Origin of the sequence: Paenibacillus sp. S02, assembly GCF_019454065.1 — a bacterium.
GTDB lineage: Bacteria > Bacillota > Bacilli > Paenibacillales > Paenibacillaceae > Paenibacillus > Paenibacillus polymyxa_B.
The window spans coordinates 128,360-150,477 of the sequence record NZ_CP073682.1 but is presented as its reverse complement, the minus strand read 5'-3'; the positions used below and the strand labels follow the sequence as shown (position 1 = coordinate 150,477).

Genomic DNA, 22,118 nt, shown 5'->3' with positions numbered 1-22,118 from the left:
TTTCCCCCTCTTTGGTACATCGCCAATTTATGTATTTCCATAACCAAACCTCCCTTGTTGATATTACAAATCTGTTAATTGTCTGGTTTTTTGTATATTCTACGCACACCCTTAAATTTCCTTCTTTTATCTTAAAAGGAAATCCGGTGTCCAGTATGCTTTCATAGCCTCTTTCAAATCTTATCCAACACAAAAAAGCGCCTATAGCGCTCTTTCCTACCCAAAAACAGGCAATAAAGACCACTAAGACGCTTCTTAAAATGTTTACTTCGTTAAATCTTCCACAAATTTAGGTAATACAAACGCCGCTTTGTGTAGACGCGGACTGTAATATCGGGTGTCCATCTCTGGAATTCGGGTCTCGTCTACTTCGAGCGGATCATACTTCTTACTACCCAACGTGAATGTCCAAAGACCGCTCGGATAGGTCGGAATGTTCGCACCATACACACGCACAATCGGGAAAATTTCCTTCACATCTTTGTTGACCTTCTGAATCAGGTCTGCCTTGAACCAAGGATTATCCGTTTGTGCAACGAAAATGCCGTCTTCCTTCAACGCTTCAAAAATACCTTGGTAAAACCCGCGCTCGAACAGCGGGGCTGCCGGACCTACCGGCTCCGTCGAATCGACCATAATGACGTCGTATTCATTTTTGTGTTCAATAATGTGCATGTATCCGTCATTGACCAGCACTTCTACATTAGGCTCGTCCAGCTTTCCTGCGATTTCAGGCAAATATTTTTTGGAATATTCAATCACCTTACCGTCGATTTCAACCAATACAGCCTTTTCCACTTCAGGGTGCTTGATGACCTCACGAATAACGCCGCCATCGCCACCGCCCACAACCAAAACTTTTTTCGGATTCGGATGTGTATTCAAGGCAGGATGTGCTACCATTTCGTGATACACAAATTCATCCTTAACCGTTGTCATCACCATGCCATCCAGAACAAGCATATTGCCGAATTCCTCAGTCTCGATCATAGCCAGATCCTGAAAATCTGTTTTCTCAGAAACGTAGGTTTGTTTGATTTTTGCTGTAATGCCGAAAGAGGGAGTCTGCTTCTCCGTAAACCACAAGTCCATCATTCCAACCTTCTTTCTGATCAAAGTATGTGTCCGACAATCCGGTAGCATAAACGTTGACTTTCCTTATATCAGCAACACGCAAACGCCGAGTTTGCTATATTTATTGTACCAAACGCATTGGAATTTCACACTTTCTGCATTATAAGTGATACCTGAATGACTGCAAAAGCAATTTGGAGATTTAATCTTGTTTAAAATAGACACGTGTGTGTATCTGATGAATAGACGCTTTCGGATTGACTATACTGAGAACATCAACTATGGAAGGAGGTGGCATGATGACCGATACGACCGGGCGATCCCCCAAGCGTAAACCGCTTTGGCTTCGATGCTTTCAAGGACTGATGACTCTCACTATTCTGACGGTCATCGCCGCCTGCATCCTGCTCGCCTATTTGTACACGACCAGCCTTCCGCTCGCGGATACGGATCGGAATTCACGTCTGCTCGATAGTCAAGGGCAAGTCATCGCCACTTTCTCTGCCGGAGGCAAAGAATCCATTCCGGTCCAGCTTGATCACATTTCACCCGATTTGATTGCAGCTACCCTGGCTGTGGAAGATCGGAAGTTTTACGATCATTTTGGCTTTGATTTCAAAGGTCTGGGCCGGGCGGTAATCGTTAATCTGACTCGCTGGGATATGTCGCAAGGGGCCAGCACGCTGACTCAGCAGCTTGCACGGAATCTGTACTTATCTCATGAGAAAACGTGGACGCGCAAGGCCAAGGAGGCCATTTATACCGCACAGCTTGAAATGAAGTACACCAAGAATGAGCTGCTGCAAATGTATTTGAACGAAATTTACTATGGTCACGGCGCCTATGGCATTGGAGCGGCTTCGCAAATGTATTTCGGTAAATCCGCAAAGGATCTGGATTTGGCCGAAAGCGCCCTGTTAGCAGGTATTCCGAAAGGACCGACCTACTATTCACCGTATAATCATATGAAAAATGCAAAGGATCGGCAGAAAATTGTACTGGACTCCATGGCGCTCACCGGCAAAATTACTCCGGCCGAAGCCACCAAGGCCTATGAGGAAATGCTGGCCCTGCGGCCCGAGAGCCAGCGCCGGACAGTGGAAGCCGCTCCCTGGTTCCGCGATTACGTCCGCCAGCTGGCGACTCATCAGCTTGGGATTAGCGAAGGAGTGCTTGAGCATGGTGGCCTGAGCATTTATACCACGCTGGACATGCACATGCAGCAAGCAGCCGAGGCGGCCGTAAACGAGGGCATGAAGAGCAGCAACGGACTGGAAACCGCGTTAATCTCCATGGACCCGCGCAACGGACATGTCAAGGCCATGGTTGGCGGAACGAACTATGTCGGGAATCAATATAATCATGCGCTGGCCACAACCCGGCAGCCAGGCTCCGCTTTCAAGCCGATTATGTATCTGAGCGCGCTGGATTCCGGCGAATTGACGAGTACGTCCAAGTTCGAAAGCCGACCGACGTTGTTCCACTACGATAACAACCGCAAGACCTATAAGCCCAAAAATTTTGGAGACAAATATTTGGGCGAAATAGATCTTCGACGCGCAATTGCGGCGTCCGATAATATCTATGCCGTAAGCACCATTTTGAAGGTGGGAACGGATAAGGTCATGGACCTCGCCAGCAAAATGGGCATTACAAGCGAGCTCAAGCCCGTACCTTCGCTGGCGCTGGGCGTGTCGCCCGTCAGCCCGTTCGAGATGGCCTCGGCCTTCTCGGTCATCGGCAGCGGCGGGCAAAAGGTGGCTCCGGTGGCAGTGCTGCGCATCACCGATGCGGCCGGGCGGTCGCTGTACGAAGCGCCCCAAGCCGCGCCCGTGCAGGTGGTGAAGCCCGCCTCCGCCTACGTCCTCACACGCCTCATGGAAGGCGTATTTGAAGAAGGCGGCACTGGCAACCGGGTTGCGAAGCTGATCAAGCGCCCGGTTGCCGGCAAGAGCGGCACGACCAACACCGATGCGTGGATGGTCGGCTTTACCCCCGAGCTGTCCACCGCTGTCTGGGTCGGCTACGACAAGGGCAAGGCCATCAGCACACAGGATGCCCGACGGGCGGCTCCGATTTTTGCGCAATATACGGAGAAAGCGCTGGAGAATGTGCCGCCCAAAATCTTCCCTATCCCTGACGGCGTAGTCAGCGCTTATATTGACCCGGCCAGCGGCAAGCTGGCTGCACCGGACAGCCCGGACAAGCGGCTGGAGGTATTTGTCAGCGGAACGGAGCCAAAGGAGACGCTGTCGGGGCAAGATAATCCACCAGCAGCAACGCCAACTGACCAAGCGGAGCGACAAGCCGAAAAGAAATCGTGGTGGGGCAATTTTAAGCGTTGGTGGATGGATTAATAGCAAAAAAAAGACTGGGAGAACGCGATGAGCGCTCTCTCAGTCTTTTTATTTTCGCTTCACTTACCTCATTTACCCATTTACCTCTCTTGCCAGTGCCATCAGCCATCATCCCATTAAGCCCCGCTCTTCCCTAAAGCTGCGCTATTACCAATAACAGCTAAACGACTCAATACGGTTAGTGTCTACACCATAATAAAACCAAAAACGACCACTCCACCGAAAACCCGCTACGGATGTCCTGCCTACAAAGACAGGGTACATCCAGAAACGCTCTCCGTTCGTCAGCCATACAAACGTGTTGCGGAACAAACAACCGAAAATGGCTCCAGGGTCAACCGCATACGCCGAAACCAGCGGCTTCGGTGGCGTAAATTGCGGTGGTGGGGAAGTTGGTGCTTGAGTTTGCTGCCCACCTTGCGGACCGAATGGCCCCTGCGGCGGCGGTGGTGAGAACGGCTGTGGCGAAAATGGCCCTGGGCCTGGTGGTGGACCTATCGGAGATGGGAAGGAATCCTGCATATCAGGAAATTGTGGAATCGAAGGACCTGACGGCGTGAATGGACCCGGAGTACCCGGTTGCGTTCCGAAAGGAACTTGTGGCAGTAAAGACATGTGTTTCACTCCTTGTGTTCTAGGCTGATGTATCCTATGCGGGACATCAGCCCGTGGACTGGGCGAATCCCCATATCGCCGCCAAACTCCGCTATTTCGTCCTTTTACATCAAAAATTCTTATTTCCTGATACGATTAACTCCCTTTCTGAACATGCTCCAGCTCAATTTCATGGACCATTTTAATCTCGACTCGTTTCCTTAGCTCATAATACCGTTCCAGCAGTCGGTGCTCAACGCCCAACTGTTCATTCATCCAGCCTATAATAGAGTCATCGTGATGTTCGTTAGACCAGCTAAACAAATCGCTATATAGCTGACCAAATGATTCCTCATTGCTGCGAGCGAACCGGATCGGTCGGGCTGTATAGCTTAGCTTGAGTTCCAACATCTCATATAGCACGTCCAAACGGTATTCCAATGCCTGTACATCTTCTTTGGATGCATCGTAGCTTTTTATATCCTGAACAAGCTCCCTAAAGGTTAGCCCTACATGCTGCATAGCAAAATAAGACCACACACAACTGCCTGTAGCCGTTCCATGAGCCTCCCAAAACGGATTCCACAGGATAGAGCGAATCGTATCCTTTTGCCCTTCTCCAAACAATGCTATTCCAGCAATAATTCCTGCGTTACAGTCTACGGAAGCACGTTGCTCTCCCCAATGTACCAATCGCGGAATCATATCTTCAGTAGTGCATTTGAAGCTTAACAGAGGTAAGAATTCATTAAACAAATTCTGATCCAGCGCTTTTTCCAATTCAGCCGCCAGTTGTTCACGATACGGTTCGCATGGAAGATGTACCAGTCCCAAACAGGCATCCACAGACGCAACTCCATATGGCCCATTCACCAAAGCGACAAGATCAGCAGCAGCCTCCACATAACCCAAATAACCTAGCACATACAGCACACCGTCAGGTATATATTCTGGAGATGCCTGATTTTGAACGTAACGCTCGTACATATCCTGCGCCAAAGTAACATCCCCGCATCTCATGATCGGCTGGAGGAGTAACCCCCTGATATAATGATGGGGATCTTCTACAAAAAGCCTGTATAACTCCCAAGCATCCTCCACTGTCCCATATCGGGCAACCACATCCGTATAGGCGGAAATGATGCTGGCGTCCAGCTTCTTGCCTGAGCCGAACATATCAATAAGCCTTGCTGTCGCGTCCATCATCCTGTTTTTCTCCTTTTACCTGTGTACGTCTTCATAAAGCACTTCTCCACTGTTGAATATTTCTATTAAAAAAGAGGAAAGATGTTATCATCTACGATCCGGTCTAGGGAGTTGATCTCATGCATGATTCCAGTCCAAAAATTACAACATTTTTCATGTTCTCTGGTCAAGCAGAAGAAGCCATGCAATATTATACCTCTGTATTTAAACCGTCTGGTATCATGAGCATTTTTCATCAGGAGGATGGGAGCGTGTTACATGCCGTATTCAACCTCAAAGGGCAGACCTTTATGGCAATTGACCAAAATCATCACGACAAACACCCTTTTACCCCAGCTCTATCGCTATTCGTCACTTGTGATTCGGAAGAAGAAATCCATAGCGTGTTTGACCAGCTATCTCAGGAAGGCCGAGTTCTAATGCCCCTTGAAGCCTCTCCCGTAAGCCAACAATTTGGGTGGGTTGAAGATAAATACGGAGTCTCATGGCAATTGAACCTGGCAAAAGACTAAATTTCTTCTCTAAACGATCTAACAGACTCTAGAAGTCTATAGAAAAACAATAGACCATGCTCCATCTTTTTTTGGTAATATTACATTTAATAGGTGCCAGTAAAAGGATGTGTGTTTATTGTATAGTACAAATTGTGAGCAATGTTTTGGTTTATGCTGTGTAGCCTTGCCTTATGCAAAATCAGCTGATTTTGCTTTTAATAAGGATGGAGGAACTCCTTGTCAAAACCTAAATGCGGATTATCGTTGTGATATTCATAAGAATCTAAGAAACAACGGCTTGCGAGGCTGTACGGTATATGATTGCTTTGGAGCAGGTCAAAAAATTTCCCAAGTTACATACAACGGAAAAAGCTGGCGAGACGACCCGGCAATAGCTGAGGAAATGTTCAGTATATTTCCCATCATGCAACAGCTTCATGAAATGCTTTATTACCTAAATGAAGCCCTTAACTTAAAAGAAACTCACCCCATCTATACAGACTTACAAAAAACTATGGCGAAAATCGAGCAGCTTACGAATCAAGATCCAAAATCCCTCATAGTTCTTCATGTACCAACCCATAGGGCGTTAGTCAATGATTTACTTTTACAAACAAGTGAGTTAGTACGAGAAAAAGGTAAGAAAAACTTAGAGCACAATAAATATAGTAAAAAAATCAGGAGTAGAGACCTTATCGGGGCAAATTTGAGAGGCGCCAATCTTAGAGGTGCCAATTTGAGAGGAGTTTTACTTATTGCTGCTGACCTCCGAGAAGCCGATATGAGAATGACCGACCTTATCGGTGCGGATTTTAGAGACGCTGATTTAAGTGGAGCTAATCTGGAAGGAAGTATTTTTCTTACACAAGCGCAATTAAATTCGGCTAAGGGCAATTGTAAAACCAAACTGCCCCCTTCTCTAAGCATTCCCGGTCATTGGCTGCATTAGTTTTTTTCTAAAGAAACATTGCTTACCTACATAAAAAAGAAATAGACCGCCCCCCACAAAGGTAACGGTCTATTGTTGGACCTTACTGCCGACTGCTCTTTAAGCAGTGGTTGTACACTGGAGTCGTGTTGGCGCACGACTCCCTACTATTCTTACCTCAGTATAGCTCATTTTATAACGTAAATACAGCTTTTATCTTCAAGAATTTTACTGATTACTCAGCTCTTTAATGTATATTGGGCAACAAAAAGTACCTTCCATTGGATCAGGTTCAAAAATCACGTCTTTATGACTGCATCCAGATTTAAATCCCCTTATTCTTCTTCGTTCAGAAATTCCTTTAATCTCCGACTTAAAGCTGCATACTGCCCTGCATTGGTGTCCGAAAAAGCCTCCTCCCGGTTGGAGTATACATCCTGATACTGTGGAGGGATTGAAAATTGCGACCTCGTAAAATCTATAATGTCCTCACCAATGCGGTTGTAATAGTGCCAACCACTATCCAGCCATGTCCTCAAAATATCGCCGCCAAGCCTGTCCTGAACGACAAGCGCTGTGACACCACATTGTCCAGCCGCAGGATTATTTGCTATCCATTTAGAGCTAGACTCCAAAGACCAAGCTTGAAACAACGCCTTTTCTAATTCTAAAAAACGGTTTGCATTCAACATGCGTCTCCCCTTTCGATTCCATTCTGCACTTATGGTGAACGTGCTTTATTTATTTCAACCCGTATTCCACACTCTGTGAATCTTGGCTTCTGCTTCTTTCAGTTCTAGCAAATATATGTCGGGATTCGAAAGTTTTTTCCACTCCTCAAAACCAAACTGCGGATCGTAATGTCGAATGAGAAGAGATAGTAAAGCTCCATGAGTTACAATGATAACCGTTTTTTCCGCCCGCTCTATAAGCTCCTGGACAAGCTGGATTCCTCGATCTGCTGCTTCACGAGATGATTCTCCTCCCTCCAGCTTCAAGTCCTCGTCCAAATACGTCTGCTCCAGCACGTCCAGCCAATGATCCAGATGCTCACAGCTAAGTACACGTTCCTGAAGACGTGGATCAGTATATACCTGCAACTGTCTACGCTCAGCCAAGGGCTGAATGGTTCGCACAGCTCGTTTCCATGGGCTGGACACAATATATTCCACACCTGCATTCTCCATAAAATCAGCCAACTGCTCAGCTTGTCGGGTACCTTCATCGGTGAGTCGGGCATCTGGTTCCTGTCCGGTTGCTTGGGCATGTCTGACAAAGTAAATTTTCTTCACATCATCGCTCCTAACCGTCACACAAATGTAGTATTCTGTATATTTACAAATAATTATTTTTATGTTATAATATAGGTTTACATATTTATATTTCATGATACGATTCCTTTGTATTACATCAACTCTTATGGGAGGGATTCGATGCAATTAGACAAGGGAATACACATACTTCAGGTTTCTGCTAACATCATGGGAAGTATAGAGAGTATTCACCCCACTTTAATGTGGGACGAAGATAACATGATTTTAGTCGATACGGCTTACCCCGGGCAACTCTCACTTTTACATGAGGCTATTCTAGGCACCGGATTAGCAATCCATAAACTTACCTCCATATTAATAACACACCAGGATCTTGATCATATCGGCAGTTTAGCAGATATAATCCGGGCTTCCTCATCCCCAGTTCAAGTATTAGCCAGTTCTATCGAAAGGCCTTATATACAAGGAGAAAAACAGCTTATAAAGCTGACTCCAGAAGCAATAGATCAAGCTGTAAGCTCCATGCCCGAATCCGTTCCGGTAGAATGGAGACATGCATTCCGGCGTACACTTGAAAATCCCCCAAAGGCTATTGTAAACTCCACCATCGTTGCGGGAGAGGAATTACCCTTCTGTGGGGGGATCGCAGTTATAGATACTGCTGGACATACACCAGGGCACCTAAGTTTCTATCATAAATCCAGTCAAACCCTGATTGCAGGAGATGCTCTACGCGTAGTAAGCGGCAAATTATTGGCTCCAGACCCGCAATACTGCTGTGATTTCAATATGGCCAAAGAATCTCTTAAAAACCTGCTGCCATATGATATTAAAAAAGTGATTTGCTTTCATGGAGGGCTGTACGAAGGCAATTGTAATCAGCGGATATCTGAAATATGTGAATCCTAGCTTTTGAACACATGGTCATACCCGATCCTTGACCGGTCAGTGAATCATCAAAGAAAAGACTAACCAGGAATTCCTGGTTAGTCTTTTCTGAATGAGAATTAGGCTTTTAAGTGAACTCTTAATACGGGCACTTCTGAAGAAGCAGATGTACCTTCCAAGATTTCCACATGACTGATCATCTCTTGCCCGTCTGGAACGATTACTGGAGTAATTACAGGCAATCCACCCTGTTGAATCGCGTCTAGATCAAACTCCATCAGTAATTGCCCTGCTTTAATGTTATCTCCTGTTTGAACGTGAGGGTTAAACCCTTGTCCTTTGAGGGAAACTGTATTAATCCCGACATGTATCAAAATTTGTACACCAGATTCATGCTCAATGATCAGAGCATGCTTACTTTTCTCCATCACGTGGACGACTTTCCCCGTAAAAGGAGCAGTCACTTTACCTTCAGTCGGATGAATAGCGATGCCTTCCCCCATAGCCTTCGTAGAGAACGCAGGATCTGGAACCTCTTCAAGGGAAACCACTTTTCCTTTGATTGGTGCTACCATGTCGAATTCTTCAATACGAGGAGCCGCCTTCTTTTTCAACCATTTAAACATAACGATGCCACCTTATTTAGAGATTACATTCATAAACAGTGAATAGGACTTAACTATACCTTTTAAGGAACCGGTTCCACAAAATGAATAAAAAGAGGAGTGGAAGCGATTTCTATCTGAATTATAGTGAATGCCTTTCCAGGATGTCAAGATGCTCCTCTCCGTTTCTAAAATCACTCCAATTAAAGATACAGAAACATTTTATAGCGAGCATACTTTACATCCTTTCACTAAAATTGCATAATGATCAGTTGTAAAGTATGCACATTCATATTATATACTTACCTAAAGGAGAGTGTAATTTATGAGTGAACCCTGTGTTCCGTCTGGCGTGGTCCTAAAAGACACTGGCTTTGGATATACGTTGTCCTTAATAAGCGGTAAATATAAAATGATCATTATATATTGGCTTTTTGAAAATAAGGTCATGCGACATAACGAGCTGAAGCGAAGTATCGGTACCATTTCCTTCAAAACACTAAGCATCATGTTAAAAGAGCTAGAGGCAGATGGCCTTATCATACGCAAGGAATTTCCCCAGATCCCTCCAAAAGTTGAATATTCACTATCTAAACGCGGTCTTTCTCTCATTCCATTATTAAATATGATGTGCGAGTGGGGAGAGGAAAATGGTTTGCCAGCTCTGGAGGACGGACAGCAATAAACATTCCTATTACAGGCTGTCAATAAAATTCAAATAATCTCGTGCGCTTTTCTCCAATTCGCTTTCGGACGTACCCATCTCATTTTCGCCAGACTCTTTTTCTGTACCATAAAACGCAAAGAACGAACGATAATCTGCATTGCAATATAGGAAGGTTGTTTCAAAAGGAGATAATAGCTGCTCAAGTGTATGGCGATATCTTCCTTCTTCACTATAATCTTCTTTTTTACTTCCGGCAGATACTGCTAAAGCAACCTTACGATTCTTTAATTTGTCACCTCCATTTGAACCATGAGCCCAGCCATAAGCAAAAACATCGTCAAGCCATTTTTTAAGGAGAGGCGGACTGTTAAACCAATAAACAGGAAACTGTAAAATAAGATTGCTATGTGATTCAATGAAGTGCTGCTCTTTTTCCACATCAATGTTCCCGTCAGGGTAAACCTTATGCAATTCGTGGATAGTATACTTTTCTGGATATTTTTTGAGTTCTTCTACCCATCGCCTATTTATGACAGATGCCTCGATGCTTGGATGTGTAACGATAACAAGAGTTTTCAAAGAATTGTCCTCCTTAAGTATTATTTATTTTTGAGTATAAAGTGAGCGCTACAAATATGTAAGTATGCACTTTCAGGACAACTACTTACTAAAAGGTTAGTGTCAACTCAGATAAATAAAAAAAGCAGCCCACAGATGTGGCTGCTTTTTTTACTACGTTAACGCTGGGCCTATCCTTCCAGCGCCTGCTTCAATTCCTCAGGCGAAGCGTCCCACCATTCCTCGTTATGCGAAATTAGCAGGCTTTTAAGCGCTGCTCTATCCTCGCTGCCGAGATCATCCAGCATGAAACGACGCTTGAGCGCGTAATCCATACGGTTGACGTGATCGGCGAGGATTTTCCAGCCGCGTTTGGCTTCGTCGTCAATCAGCATCTCGCAGGCGGTGGCGCCGCCGTACATACGTCCTTCGGGCGTGCGATCCACGGCTACCCATACGAGCCATACCTGGCGTCCGTTCGGTACATCCTCTTTATTCGTAGAGAACTTGATACCACGTTCTACTTTACTTTTGGCATGCATGGCACCGATATCAATTCTCGCCTCTCCTCGGTCAATGATGACCGGAGACATGCTGTTCAGGTCGATTGAGCCTGCGCCGAAACCCTTATGTTTACTCTTGCCACTGACAATGTTCAGTGCAATCTGTTTTTTGCCGTCCGGCTGATTTTCACTCATGCGTCACTAGACCTCCATTTTCCGTCTTCACACTCATTCTACACTATAAATATTTTAACTAATAATCTCCTGAAAGCAAACATATACATGCTGTAGATGCTTGTCAACGGGAGGTATCCATTGTATGACCCCAGCACGCACTAAAATCGTTTTATTGTCTACACTAGCCCTCGGTCTCCTCGCAGGGACGTTATGGTTTGCCTGGCAGCCCCAATTGCAATCCGACCCGCAGTCCATAGGCCAACCACTATACGGCTCCCTGTCTGAGTCTGCGCTTGCCCCAAATATGGGCAAGCCTCTAGGGGCAAACATCCTGCCTGACCTGCCCAAGAACCCTCCACAGCCCGCTACAGAAATCCTCAGCAAACGGGTAGTAGAGTACCACATTGATGTGTCTCTGGAAAAAGGACAGGTTTTGCGAGGCACTGAGACACTGACTTGGAAGCATCCGGGCAAGAAAACCGTGAATGATCTGTATCTTCATCTATACCCGAATGCCTTCTCTTCCATGGAAACCACCTTTATGAAGGAATCCGGTGGAAAGCTGCGCGGAGACACCATGCCCAAAGACGGCTTTGGCTCCATGACGCTGACTGAACTAAAAACAGAAGACGGTTTATCTCTCATGCACCGCATCCAATATGTGCAGCCAGATGACGGTAACGCAGGCGACCGTTCGCTCGTGAAGGTGCGTCTACCCAAGCCGGTACGAGGTGGCGAAGAAATCACATTATATATGAAGTTTGAGGTAAAACTGCCCGCCATCTTCGCTCGTATGGGTGCGACAGATGATTTTGTAATGGCAGGGCAGTGGTTCCCGAAGCTCAGCGTCTACGAGACTGCAGGACAGCGTGGACGCGCCGAGGAGGGCTGGAACCTCCACCAGTATCATGGTAACTCCGAGTTTTATGCCGATTTTGGAATTTACAGCGTACGGATTCGGGTGCCTGAAACTCATATCGTAGCAGCGACCGGATTTCCCACCCGTGGTGCCGTTCGACAGAACGGCCAAAAAATATATCAATTTTATGCCGATGATGTACACGATTTTGCCTGGTCCGCTTCACCCAACTTTGTAACCGTAGAAGAACCCTTTTCTTCTGCTGAAGTCCCTGGTGTCAAAATCAAGCTCTACCTTGACCCGTCGCACAAGGAGCTCAAAGGACGCTATATGAGCGCCGCGAAGGCCGCCCTTTCGTACTACAGCAAATGGTACGGGCCTTATCCATATTCCACCCTATCCATCGTGGTTCCACCCAAATCAGGCAATGGAGCCAGCGGTATGGAGTATCCGACACTCATCACAGCCGCTGCTGCGGGTAATCTGAATCCTGGCTATAGTCTGGAACGAACATTAGTTCATGAGATTGGACATCAATATTTCTACGGAATGGTAGCCAATAACGAATTTGAGGAGCCGTGGCTGGATGAAGGCTTCACCTCCTATGCAGAGGAGCGGCTTATGGAGCAAGAATATGGGCTTACCCCCAACTTGCCATTACAATCGGGACAGGTAGCCTCCCCACAGCCGCTCAACCGCGAGTCATGGAAGTACGGCTCGGCTACTGAGTACGCGCAAAATGCCTACTCTCGAGGCAAGCTGGTACTACAGGGCATTGAACGTCAGGTGGGTATGAAAAAAATGGATCGGATTATGCGGACCTACGTCCAGACGTACCGATTTAAGCATCCGTCCTCCCATGATTTTCAACGTATCGTGGAGAGAGTCACCGGACGCTCATGGAGCCACTATTTTGAACAGTATGTATATGACGGCCAGATGGCGGACTTTTCGGTGGATCATATCACGAACCACAAGCTGGAGAATGGATATGAAGCAGTCGTGACGGTCAGCAAAAAAGGGGCGGATTACCCCAAGATTCCTGTCCAATTTACCTTCAAGGATGGTACCACGATATTCAAGGCTTGGGACGGCGCGGGCAAAAGCACAACTTTTCGGATCAAAAGTACTTCTCCCGTTTCCTATGTAACCCTTGATCCTCTATATACCATTGCACTGGAGAACAAGCATATTAACAATAGCCTAAAGGCCGAATTGGACGAAAAGCAACAAACCCGTTGGAATGTAAGTGTAACCAAGCTGTTAGAAACACTGCTTGGAAGTCTGTCATGGTGAGGTGTCTATAGATGCGGACTATTATAAAAGAGGGCTGGGCGCTGGTGCGCATACGATTCTATATCGTTATCATTTTATTTCTGTATCGACTACTGTGGGGGGTGTTTCTCTATCGGCTGGTGCAGTCTGCCGTTATCCCGCTACTGCTCCGTTATCCTGATCAGGGTCAAAACGAGCTGGGACAGACCTTGTTTTGGATGGAGAGCCAGATTGCTCTGATGGACAGCCGGGAAGTACATGTGTATTTGTGGATACTACTAGGGGCGACTGTACTACGCATACTGATCACTCCCTTCATTAGAGCCGGAATATATCAAAGCCTGCATACCGATGCGACTGAACCGCAAAGCCTGTCCTTTTTCAAGGGTATGAAACGCCATGGCATGTCGTCGCTGTTGTATTACACCATCGAGTTGGGACTGCTGCTGCTTCCCTCCTTTTGGGTAGTACCGAGACTCTACCCTATTGTAGCAGGAGCACTTCAATCTTCCTCTTATCTGCTGCATTTGTTGCCCTATGTCATGGGATGGATGGCATACGGATGGTTCATTCGGCAGTGCATCCTGTATATGCAACTGGGGACTGTCGGTGGTCACGCCATACTATCGTCCCTGCTCGCCTTCTTTCGCCAGCTCCTTCCAGCTGTCGGTATATCTCTTTTGCTTGGTGCTTGTGTGCTGCTGGTCTTCGGTCTATTTGGCACCGTGGCGATGATTTGGACTGGCATGCTGGCGCTCATTCTCCAGCAATCGTATCATTTTGTTACTAGTCTGGTCAGGCTGTGGCATATCAGTTCGCAGTACAGACTATGGCATACCGATATCTCCAGTAGAAGTTAAGCCCTGCCTTTGTGTTTTTTACTTCATTTCCGTCTGTCGAAAAATCTTGATTCATATCCGCGCAAACGACACATAACTGAATACTGTTAACAAGATCTGTTCCTTGGACATTAGGAGCAGATTTTTTTTGTAACTTTTTGCAATGAAACATTTGCCAAAGCCAGCCGTCTTTGTTACAATAATCGCAGTGAACTGATAGTAACAACTTTGTAATCTTTATTGTAACCTTTATCTCAAAAATAACGTTATTGTGAATACTGCTCTCCAAGGTGCACATCTTAAGTTAAGCCTAATTCCTGGCACCTAGGAAGCGGGGGAACCAGTTTGGGTGAATTGATCTCGCAACAGAGTGGTCATAGGGGAACCTTCTACCGAATCCTTAAGCTAACCTCGCAGGCATTGGAAGGGGTATATTTTTTTTGAAGAAGAAGCTAACGATCGCAGCTATGGGTCTTGCCATTGCCTTTACATCTTTTACATTCGGTGGCGGCAGTGCATATGCAGACTCTAAGATGGACCAGGTCATTCAAGATGCCAAAGGAACGAGCTACAGAAGCGGAGGCACTACACTCGAGGGATTCGATTGCTCCGGCTTCACAATGTATGTATTCAACAAACTGGGAATTAAACTTCCGCATCAATCCGGATCACAGTTCAAAATGGGATCTTCTGTATCCCGCGATGAAATGAGACCTGGAGACCTGGTGTTCTTCAACACTACAGGAAGAGGCATTTCCCATGTAGGTATCTTCGTAGGTGAAGGGAAATTTGCCCACTCCTCGACTTCACGTGGTGTAGTAGTTAGCTCACTGAACGAAAATTATTACGCTAACCGCTATGTCGGTGCAAAAAGAATTATGAGCACAGACGCTTACCATTCTGTAGCTTCAGAAATTCCTGATGACGACAACGTAGAATAACTAACGCACAGCAAGCTAACCCTAGCCGCAATTTGATTCTGGCCGGAATCGAATTGCGGTTTTTTATGTCCACTACATCAGCAATTATTATCATTACTGACGAACTGAAGCCTCAAAAGGTTTCAATTTTAGCGAACATCGTCGGTTTTACCGTCAGCGCTGGGGGAGCATATGAGCAGTAATTCCTTCTTATTGATTGTATACCCGACTTGGGTATGAAATAAACACGCTTGCCATTCCCCTGCAACTTGTCTACAATCTGTTGTTAATGGTTGAAGTACCTGTAAAAGGAGGATGGAACACATGCCGGCCTCAATATCTAACTATCGGATCGTACCGATGGACGAGCATCAAGCGGCTGCAATCTGTGAGTGGCGCTATGATCCACCTTATAATATATACGGTTGGCTCCCCTGGGAACAAATGAAGGCGCTTGAAGTCGAATTTGGAAGTCCCACGCTTCGCCAAGAGCAATATGTTGCTGTACTGGATGAAGAGAATAAGCTGACGGGATTTGCTCAATATTTTCCTATGATCGGTGTGACCCGGCTAGGTCTTGGAATGCATCCTGAAAGATGCGGACATGGCAAAGGCTCTGATTTTGTCCGTGCCATTGCAGAGGAAGCCCAACGACGCAACCCGAAGAATGAAATTGATCTAGAGGTACTCACTTGGAATCATCGCGCTATCCGGGCTTACAAGGCGGCTGGATTTGAGCTTACAGATACCTATGAACGCCAAACTCCCGATGGCAAAAAACCGTTTTATTGTATGGTATATCGTCCCGAGCACCAAACCCAGGTTCTATGATAAAAGCGCCTTCGGCATACAACCGCGATGTTGTATAGCGAAGGCGCTTTTATCATCATACGACAGATCATTACAAGCTCAATGACTGCTGCGCATTTTTTCAAAAGCTTCATTATATTGTTGGGCTTCCTTAATATCCACGGCCATAATACCGCCGTCGTCCCAAGAGGTCAAACGCAGAGTCACGGTCTTGTAATCAATCGTAATAAATGGATGATGATTGAATGCTTCAGATATAGCGGCAACTTCATCCACGAATGCAATCCCTTTCATAAAACTGGAAAAATTATATTTCCGAACGATCCAACGTCCTTCCTCCAGTTCCCAGCCCTCCAGTTTCTCCAGATGTGCTTCAATCTCTTCTTGTGTAAAAGGCATGTTACGAACTCCTCCCCGTTTATACGGAAGCCTTTCGACCGCTTAAATACGGCCAAAACTACGATATATTGGTGTACATATTACCACGGCCCCGTTGATAAATCCATAAGACGGACCTCAAATCAAAGGGACTGACGTCAGCTCCTCGTCTCCAATGAGTACATAGATACGATGCTGCTCCGGCTCATAGATCACAACGCCACTGCCTACAGTGATTGTGGGCTCTGTACCCAGTGCATAAAATAAGTCTTCTGCCAAAGCTTCATTGACTTCCTGACGCCCCGCCGGGTCCAGCCTGTCCCAATCTTCTGCTTCCATCTCAAAAAATTCATAGCTGTCTGGGATGCGTCCCACAGCCTCTGTCAAATCGTTCAAAATTTGTTCATACTCACGTCCATGCTTTACTCCCATGCCATTTCCTCCAATGGTTCCGCCATTCAATACATAATCACCTTATTATACCGGAAATTCGCACTTAACAAAAAAGAGAGTTTTGTCGATAAATACTATAATCCGTCTTGTAATGACGCGCTTGGGGCAAGGACGACCCCGGCGGCATGAAAGGATTCAAAATCTATTCTCATGGATGAGGTGTATCATGCAAATTTCAACCATTATCGGACTTGTGCTCGGGATTGTGTCACTGGTCGTCGGGATGATCTTAAAAGGCGCTCCGGTCGTCAATCTGGTCAATAATCCCGCTGCTTACATGATTATTTTCGTCGGAACGGCAGCGAGTATATTTATGGCCTTCCCGATGGCAGAAATCAAACGGATTCCGAAGCTGTTCAAGGTTATTTTCACCGAACAAAAACTGTTAGACCGCAAAGAGCTCATCGGTACGTTTACCGAGTGGGCATCCATTACCCGTCGTGAAGGTCTGCTCGCCTTGGAATCTAAGGTAGAGGAAATCGACGATCCCTTTATGCGTGGCGGCATGCGAATGATTATTGACGGAAATGATCAGGAATTCGTACGGGACGTTCTGATGGAGGATATCAATGCTACCGAAGATCGACATCGCTCTGGCGCGCTGATCTTCTCTCAAGCTGGTATGTACGCTCCAACGCTCGGGGTACTCGGTGCGGTTGTAGGTCTGATCGCCGCTCTGGCCGACCTTAGTGACATGGAAAAGCTCTCTCATGCCATTGCAGCAGCCTTCATTGCGACGTTGCTCGGTATTTTTACAGGTTATGTCCTGTGGCATCCGATGTCCAACAAGCTCAAACGGTTATCCAAAAAAGAAGTAGAGCTTAAATTAATGATGGTCGAAGGTCTGCTTTCCATTCAATCGGGGATATCGACGATTGCCATCAGTCAGAAACTGACGATCTTCCTGACTCCGACCGAACGGGCTACGATGACCCAGAAGGATGGCGATTCCAGTGAGTAAAAAGAGACATGAACCGCATGAAGAGCATGCTGACGAAAGCTGGCTATTGCCATATTCCGACTTAATGACCCTTCTGTTGGCTCTTTTCATTGTCTTATTCGGTATGAGCTCGCTCGACGCCAAAAAATTTGAAACTATGGCTCAATCCCTGAGTGCAGCTTTTAGTGGCGGCACTGGCGTGCTGGATCACTCGGCCGCGAATCCGTCGTCACAATCCATGGATATGGGCAAAAATAAAGAACAAGTATCACAACCCTTAAAATCGAAGGCTACTTCTACCTCTGAACTGCAAAAACAGTTGGCCCAGCGGGAAGAAGAAGATTTAAAAAAGCTTAAAAAACAGATGGATCAATATATTCAAAATAACGGCCTGACCCCGTTGCTGAATACCAAGCTAAACCAATCGCAGCTAATGATCACCATTAGTGATAATGCCTTGTTTTCATCCGGGCAGGCCGAAGTAAAGCCGGAAGCAAGAAAGCTGGCCAAGTCTATTTCTAGTATGCTTCAGCAGTTCCCTGGCTATGATGTTATCGTATCGGGTCACACGGATAATGTACCGATCTCCAACAGCCAGTTCCCGTCCAACTTTGATTTGAGCGCCAAGCGCTCTCTGAATTTCTTGCGTATCTTGTTGCTCAATCCAGATCTCGATCCAACCAAGTTTGTATCCATCGGTTATGGCGAGTATCGTCCATTGGCAAGCAATCAAGATGGTCAAGGACGCTCCAAAAACCGACGTGTTGAAATATCTGTTCTCCGCAAATATCAGAACGGGACACAAGTCATCAGTCCTACCTCAAGCTCGAGTGAAGGTTGATTATGCATATGTTATATGAACAAAGGCACCGCCGCATTTTTATGCAGCTGGTGCCTCTTTGTTTTTGCTTCCTGTACTCTGGCCCTGTCAGATACGAGGATCATACGTTGTAGGCTATATAAAGCCCCTCTGGCATTAGCTAAGCGTATAATCGAGCATCTGCCCAAGCTCCAGCTTCTCAGCCTCTGTCAGATCACGCCAGGCACCTTTCTGAAGGGACCCCAACCGAATATTCATGATTCGCAGCCGTTGCAGTTTTTTAACTTCATAACCGAAGGCAGCACACATACGCCGGATCTGACGATTTTTCCCTTCTGTCAGGATAATACGGAATACATACTCAGATACACGCGTCACCTCACAAGGTAGCGTCCGCTGACCGAGTATTTTCACCCCGCTGGACATGCCCTGCACAAAAGACGGTATGACAGGGCGATCCACCGTTACGATATATTCTTTCTCATGCTTGCCTTCTGCCCGTAAAATCTTATTCACAATGTCTCCATCATTGGTAAGTAAAATGAGACCTTCCGAATCCTTATCCAGGCGTCCAATCGGGAATATCCGCTGCGGGTGCCCCACAAAATCAACAACATTGCCTCTAATGTGGCTCTCCGTTGTGCTTGTAATGCCCACCGGCTTGTTCAATGCAATATAGACGTGATCGGACTTCTCGCGCAGTGGCTTGCCGTTCACGCGAACATCATCGCCTTCCTCCGCTTGACTACCCAGCACAGCCACTTCGCCGTTAATCGTCACGCGGCCGCTCTCTACCAGCTTGTCTGCCTCCCGGCGCGAGCAAAAACCGGTTTCGCTGATAAACTTGTTAATGCGCAACCTGTGTACCCTCCATTTCTACTAACACACTTCCTCCTGCGCCCCAGCCCGTTACTCCGGCTTGGCAATCGGAAGCTGCACCAGGGCTGTCGTTCCCTCTCCCTCTGTGCTTTCAATATCCAGTGTGCCTTTATGACTCTGTATAATACGCTGGCTGACCATAAGTCCTAGTCCTGTCCCTGTTTCTTTGTTTGTGAAAAAAGGTTCTCCTAGCTTGGACAGCATTTCTGCAGGAATACCCGTTCCCTGGTCCCGTATGAAGATTTTAACGCTTTCTCCCTCCAAGAACAAATGAATCGTGATGATACCACCTTTACTCATAGCCTCCATGCTATTTTTAAGTAAATTAATGAATACCTGTTTTAACTGATTTTCTTCGGCGTATACCAGGGCAGGCTCGTCCGTGACCTGAAGATTGAATACAATGCCCAGCAGATGCGCTTGACTATCTAGTAAAGAAATCACATCGCTCACAATATAGCGAACATCTTTTTTCTGAAAATGCACTGCCTGTGGCTTCGCCAGTATTAAAAACTCGCTTACGATCAAATTAATCCGATCCAGCTCAGACATCATAATATCGTTGTGTTTCATATTCAACACTTGATTTTGCTGCTGTAGTTGGAGAAAGCCACGTAGCGTGGTTAGCGGATTACGAATCTCATGCGCTACACCTGCCGCTAGTTGTCCGACGGTTGTCAGTTTCTCTGATCTACGCAACAGCTCCTCCATCCGGTTGCGACCCGTGATATCACGCGACACGCAGATAAACCCCAAAATCTGGCCTTCTTCATCCAGAATAGGCGACGTGCTCATACTAATCTCTACCGTACTTCCATCCTTACGCATTCTAAGGGACTCACTTGATACGATGCTCTCTCCCTGAAGCAGGCTCTTCTTCTGAAATTCATACTCCTCCTGTTGCTGCGGAGGTACAAACTCCAGCTTACGACCAACCAATTCTTTCTTGGTCCAGCCGTACAAAGCTTCGAAGGCATGATTGACCCGAACGACACGATCCTCCTCGTCAGTCACATGAATCGCATCTGCTGTCTGATTAATAACCGATTCTAGATGCTCCTTTACAGAACGGTTCTCTTCATACATCTGTTCGAGTCTTCTCGTATACACCCCCAAATTGTAGGCCATCGCATTGATGCGCTCACCCAACTGTGCAAGCTCATGACCACCCTTGATTTCTAGCCGTGTATCAAAATGACCATCAGCCATCTCGTTCACTTTGCCCAGAATCGACTGAATTGGACGGACAAACAGACTGGCAAGCACATAGCTTCCAATGATCACAACCTCTAAAAGGACAATAGAAATGGCAATTAAACTAATCAATTGCTTAGAAATAACAGAAGTGATCGTATCATAATTCATAACAATACGAATAACATAGGCATCACGGTTAGCCGGATAAAAAGGTATGTAACTGACGAGAACCCGTTCGCCTTTAATATAGCAGTCTTGTACAATACTCTCCCCCGAGATGATAGCCCTGGACACGGCCAAACGATCCTCCTGCACTCTCGTTAGTTGATACGTGCCGAATTGAATCGGTTTGTTGTACATGTAATAGTATTTCCGGTCGTTCCCGTTCTTGTCCATCGTAGCGCCACCAAAGGTTGCAGGGTTAATTCCTGTAATCTCCATGATGCGATAATCCACTTGTTGGGTTTGCTTTACGATCTCATCGGGACTCAGGATGGTTATGAAATTTTGTACTGAAGTATCCTGAAAGGAAATTCGAATTAAGTAGTTACGTTTTTGGTCATAATAAAATCCCCATTTATTAATATGTGAGGAGTCTGAACCCGTGTAGTCAAATGATCCGGTCCAAAAATGATCCAGTTTCTGACCTTGCGCCATTGCAGCCTGTCCATGCTCATATAATTGGTCAACTGCATTTTTCCAATGCCCGGTCAATGGATCGGATGGCGTTACTTCTTTAGGATCGGAGGATTTGACAACCTTATACCCCTGCCCGTCTCGAATCATCAAAGAAATATTAATATCCCTGTGGAGTGTGGCTATCTGTTGAAGCTGTTCCTGCTGAATATTTCGGATGTCAGGATCGAGCTGATTGGCAGCCAACGTGGCAGAAAGCCACAGATTATATCCGAGCTGTTTGTCAACGGCCTCCCAGCTATGTTGGGTTTGTTCGATAGCTCCTCCGATAATTTTAGCGGTCAGAACCATTTTAGTTTCACTGTCACTTCTTAGATTTTCGTGGGTCGTGTAATAATTGAGTGCGATGTTTAGCAACAGGATAAACAGGACGGACCCCGACAAAATGATCGTTATTCTGATTTTTATCGACACACTGATTTCTCACCTCTTGCCGTATGCTGGCGATTACTGGCAATTGCTAACTCAATGATACCGTAATAGCGCCTCTGATACCAGCATTTACATTTACCGGATATACATAAATACACACCTTGTGTACAGTATTGTCAATAGACGGGCGTTTGCCTACAATATAAGAAGATAATCATCCACAGGTAGTCCACAAATACACAGATTTTATTATAAACTGTGGATAAACCTGTGGACAAGTGCCGTGTTATCCACAATTTTATTCACATCATGTTAACAACGGAATATTTGTTCGTTGGATAATTCCGCGTTTGAA

At 46.1% G+C, this 22,118-nt stretch carries 23 protein-coding genes and 1 riboswitch; of the genes, 11 read left to right on the top strand and 12 right to left on the bottom strand.

Annotation, left to right across the window (positions count from 1 at the left end; translation table 11 throughout):
* Nucleotides 1-264: 264 nt before the first annotated feature.
* Entirely contained in the window at nt 265-1,092 is an 828-nt protein-coding gene (gene speE / locus KAI36_RS00610; RefSeq protein ID WP_053324352.1) for a polyamine aminopropyltransferase, read from the bottom strand.
* Nucleotides 1,093-1,373: 281 nt separating this feature from the next.
* On the opposite strand from speE, the gene KAI36_RS00605 reads away from it, so the two are divergent.
* Complete coding sequence (locus KAI36_RS00605; RefSeq protein ID WP_220028017.1) at nt 1,374-3,431, top strand: transglycosylase domain-containing protein; 2,058 nt, start codon at nt 1,374-1,376, stop codon at nt 3,429-3,431.
* Nucleotides 3,432-3,578: 147 nt separating this feature from the next.
* Here the strand turns inward: KAI36_RS00605 and KAI36_RS00600 are convergent, their stop codons facing one another.
* Entirely contained in the window at nt 3,579-4,046 is a 468-nt protein-coding gene (locus KAI36_RS00600) for a transporter (RefSeq protein WP_220026590.1), read from the bottom strand.
* 135 nt (nt 4,047-4,181) lie between these two features.
* Nucleotides 4,182-5,231, bottom strand: coding sequence for a hypothetical protein (locus tag KAI36_RS00595; RefSeq protein ID WP_220026589.1), 1,050 nt, complete (start codon nt 5,229-5,231; stop codon nt 4,182-4,184).
* Nucleotides 5,232-5,350: 119 nt separating this feature from the next.
* Between KAI36_RS00595 and KAI36_RS00590 the strand changes: the two genes are divergently transcribed.
* Nucleotides 5,351-5,743 (top strand): VOC family protein, encoded by a 393-nt coding sequence (locus KAI36_RS00590; protein WP_220026587.1) that lies wholly within the window; start codon nt 5,351-5,353, stop codon nt 5,741-5,743.
* A gap of 118 nt (nt 5,744-5,861) precedes the next feature.
* Nucleotides 5,862-6,674, top strand: coding sequence for a pentapeptide repeat-containing protein (locus KAI36_RS00585; RefSeq protein WP_025723767.1), 813 nt, complete (start codon nt 5,862-5,864; stop codon nt 6,672-6,674).
* A 314-nt stretch (nt 6,675-6,988) separates the two neighbouring features.
* Here the strand turns inward: KAI36_RS00585 and KAI36_RS00580 are convergent, their stop codons facing one another.
* Both KAI36_RS00580 and KAI36_RS00575 read right to left on the bottom strand, forming a co-directional pair.
* The gene (locus KAI36_RS00580) at nt 6,989-7,342 is read right to left on the bottom strand and encodes a YunG family protein (RefSeq protein ID WP_220028016.1); all 354 of its coding nucleotides are present in this window, start codon (nt 7,340-7,342) and stop codon (nt 6,989-6,991) included.
* Nucleotides 7,343-7,399: 57 nt separating this feature from the next.
* Complete coding sequence (locus KAI36_RS00575) at nt 7,400-7,945, bottom strand: histidine phosphatase family protein (RefSeq protein ID WP_220026586.1); 546 nt, start codon at nt 7,943-7,945, stop codon at nt 7,400-7,402.
* 141 nt (nt 7,946-8,086) lie between these two features.
* On the opposite strand from KAI36_RS00575, the gene KAI36_RS00570 reads away from it, so the two are divergent.
* Entirely contained in the window at nt 8,087-8,836 is a 750-nt protein-coding gene (locus KAI36_RS00570) for an MBL fold metallo-hydrolase (RefSeq protein ID WP_220026585.1), read from the top strand.
* Between the two features lie 98 nt (nt 8,837-8,934).
* On the opposite strand, the gene KAI36_RS00565 is transcribed toward KAI36_RS00570, so the two are convergent.
* On the bottom strand, nt 8,935-9,441 hold the full coding sequence (locus tag KAI36_RS00565) for a PTS sugar transporter subunit IIA (RefSeq protein ID WP_025723771.1): 507 nt from the start codon (nt 9,439-9,441) through the stop codon (nt 8,935-8,937).
* A 304-nt stretch (nt 9,442-9,745) separates the two neighbouring features.
* Between KAI36_RS00565 and KAI36_RS00560 the strand changes: the two genes are divergently transcribed.
* Nucleotides 9,746-10,105 (top strand): winged helix-turn-helix transcriptional regulator, encoded by a 360-nt coding sequence (locus KAI36_RS00560; RefSeq protein ID WP_025723772.1) that lies wholly within the window; start codon nt 9,746-9,748, stop codon nt 10,103-10,105.
* Nucleotides 10,106-10,114: 9 nt separating this feature from the next.
* On the opposite strand, the gene KAI36_RS00555 is transcribed toward KAI36_RS00560, so the two are convergent.
* A complete protein-coding gene (locus tag KAI36_RS00555; RefSeq protein ID WP_025723773.1) occupies nt 10,115-10,666 on the bottom strand; it encodes an NAD(P)H-dependent oxidoreductase in 552 nt (183 codons plus the stop codon).
* Nucleotides 10,667-10,836: 170 nt separating this feature from the next.
* Complete coding sequence (locus tag KAI36_RS00550) at nt 10,837-11,343, bottom strand: YwhD family protein (protein WP_220026584.1); 507 nt, start codon at nt 11,341-11,343, stop codon at nt 10,837-10,839.
* A 124-nt stretch (nt 11,344-11,467) separates the two neighbouring features.
* Between KAI36_RS00550 and KAI36_RS00545 the strand changes: the two genes are divergently transcribed.
* The 4 genes from KAI36_RS00545 to KAI36_RS00530 all read left to right on the top strand — a co-directional run bounded on the left by KAI36_RS00545 (nt 11,468) and on the right by KAI36_RS00530 (nt 16,049).
* The gene (locus KAI36_RS00545) at nt 11,468-13,480 is read left to right on the top strand and encodes a M1 family metallopeptidase (RefSeq protein WP_220026583.1); all 2,013 of its coding nucleotides are present in this window, start codon (nt 11,468-11,470) and stop codon (nt 13,478-13,480) included.
* Between the two features lie 11 nt (nt 13,481-13,491).
* On the top strand, nt 13,492-14,319 hold the full coding sequence (locus KAI36_RS00540) for a hypothetical protein (protein ID WP_220026581.1): 828 nt from the start codon (nt 13,492-13,494) through the stop codon (nt 14,317-14,319).
* Nucleotides 14,320-14,595: 276 nt separating this feature from the next.
* Nucleotides 14,596-14,733, top strand: a riboswitch (cyclic di-AMP (ydaO/yuaA leader).
* 5 nt (nt 14,734-14,738) lie between these two features.
* Nucleotides 14,739-15,239, top strand: coding sequence for a C40 family peptidase (locus tag KAI36_RS00535; protein ID WP_025723776.1), 501 nt, complete (start codon nt 14,739-14,741; stop codon nt 15,237-15,239).
* A 303-nt stretch (nt 15,240-15,542) separates the two neighbouring features.
* The gene (locus tag KAI36_RS00530) at nt 15,543-16,049 is read left to right on the top strand and encodes a GNAT family N-acetyltransferase (protein WP_025723777.1); all 507 of its coding nucleotides are present in this window, start codon (nt 15,543-15,545) and stop codon (nt 16,047-16,049) included.
* 78 nt (nt 16,050-16,127) lie between these two features.
* Here KAI36_RS00530 and KAI36_RS00525 read toward each other — a convergent pair whose 3' ends face one another.
* Nucleotides 16,128-16,427: a 4a-hydroxytetrahydrobiopterin dehydratase gene (locus KAI36_RS00525; RefSeq protein WP_007428083.1), complete on the bottom strand. Its 300-nt coding sequence runs from the start codon at nt 16,425-16,427 to the stop codon at nt 16,128-16,130.
* Between the two features lie 117 nt (nt 16,428-16,544).
* Nucleotides 16,545-16,838, bottom strand: a complete 294-nt coding sequence (locus KAI36_RS00520; protein WP_013308186.1) for a hypothetical protein — start codon at nt 16,836-16,838, stop codon at nt 16,545-16,547.
* A gap of 187 nt (nt 16,839-17,025) precedes the next feature.
* Here KAI36_RS00520 and motA point away from each other — a divergent pair, with 187 nt between their 5' ends.
* Together motA and motB are read left to right on the top strand one after the other, a co-directional pair.
* A complete protein-coding gene (motA, locus tag KAI36_RS00515) occupies nt 17,026-17,820 on the top strand; it encodes a flagellar motor stator protein MotA (RefSeq protein ID WP_025723780.1) in 795 nt (264 codons plus the stop codon).
* Nucleotides 17,813-18,640: a flagellar motor protein MotB gene (gene motB / locus KAI36_RS00510; protein WP_025723781.1), complete on the top strand. Its 828-nt coding sequence runs from the start codon at nt 17,813-17,815 to the stop codon at nt 18,638-18,640. Before motA ends, motB begins: the two co-directional genes overlap by 8 nt.
* Nucleotides 18,641-18,775: 135 nt before the next feature.
* Here the strand turns inward: motB and rluF are convergent, their stop codons facing one another.
* Both rluF and KAI36_RS00500 read right to left on the bottom strand, forming a co-directional pair.
* Entirely contained in the window at nt 18,776-19,477 is a 702-nt protein-coding gene (rluF, locus tag KAI36_RS00505; protein ID WP_025723782.1) for a 23S rRNA pseudouridine(2604) synthase RluF, read from the bottom strand.
* A gap of 51 nt (nt 19,478-19,528) precedes the next feature.
* Nucleotides 19,529-21,805 carry a PAS domain S-box protein gene (locus tag KAI36_RS00500; protein ID WP_220026580.1) on the bottom strand — a complete coding sequence of 759 codons (2,277 nt, stop codon included), beginning with the start codon at nt 21,803-21,805 and terminating at the stop codon, nt 19,529-19,531.
* Between the last annotated feature and the right edge of the window lie 313 nt (nt 21,806-22,118).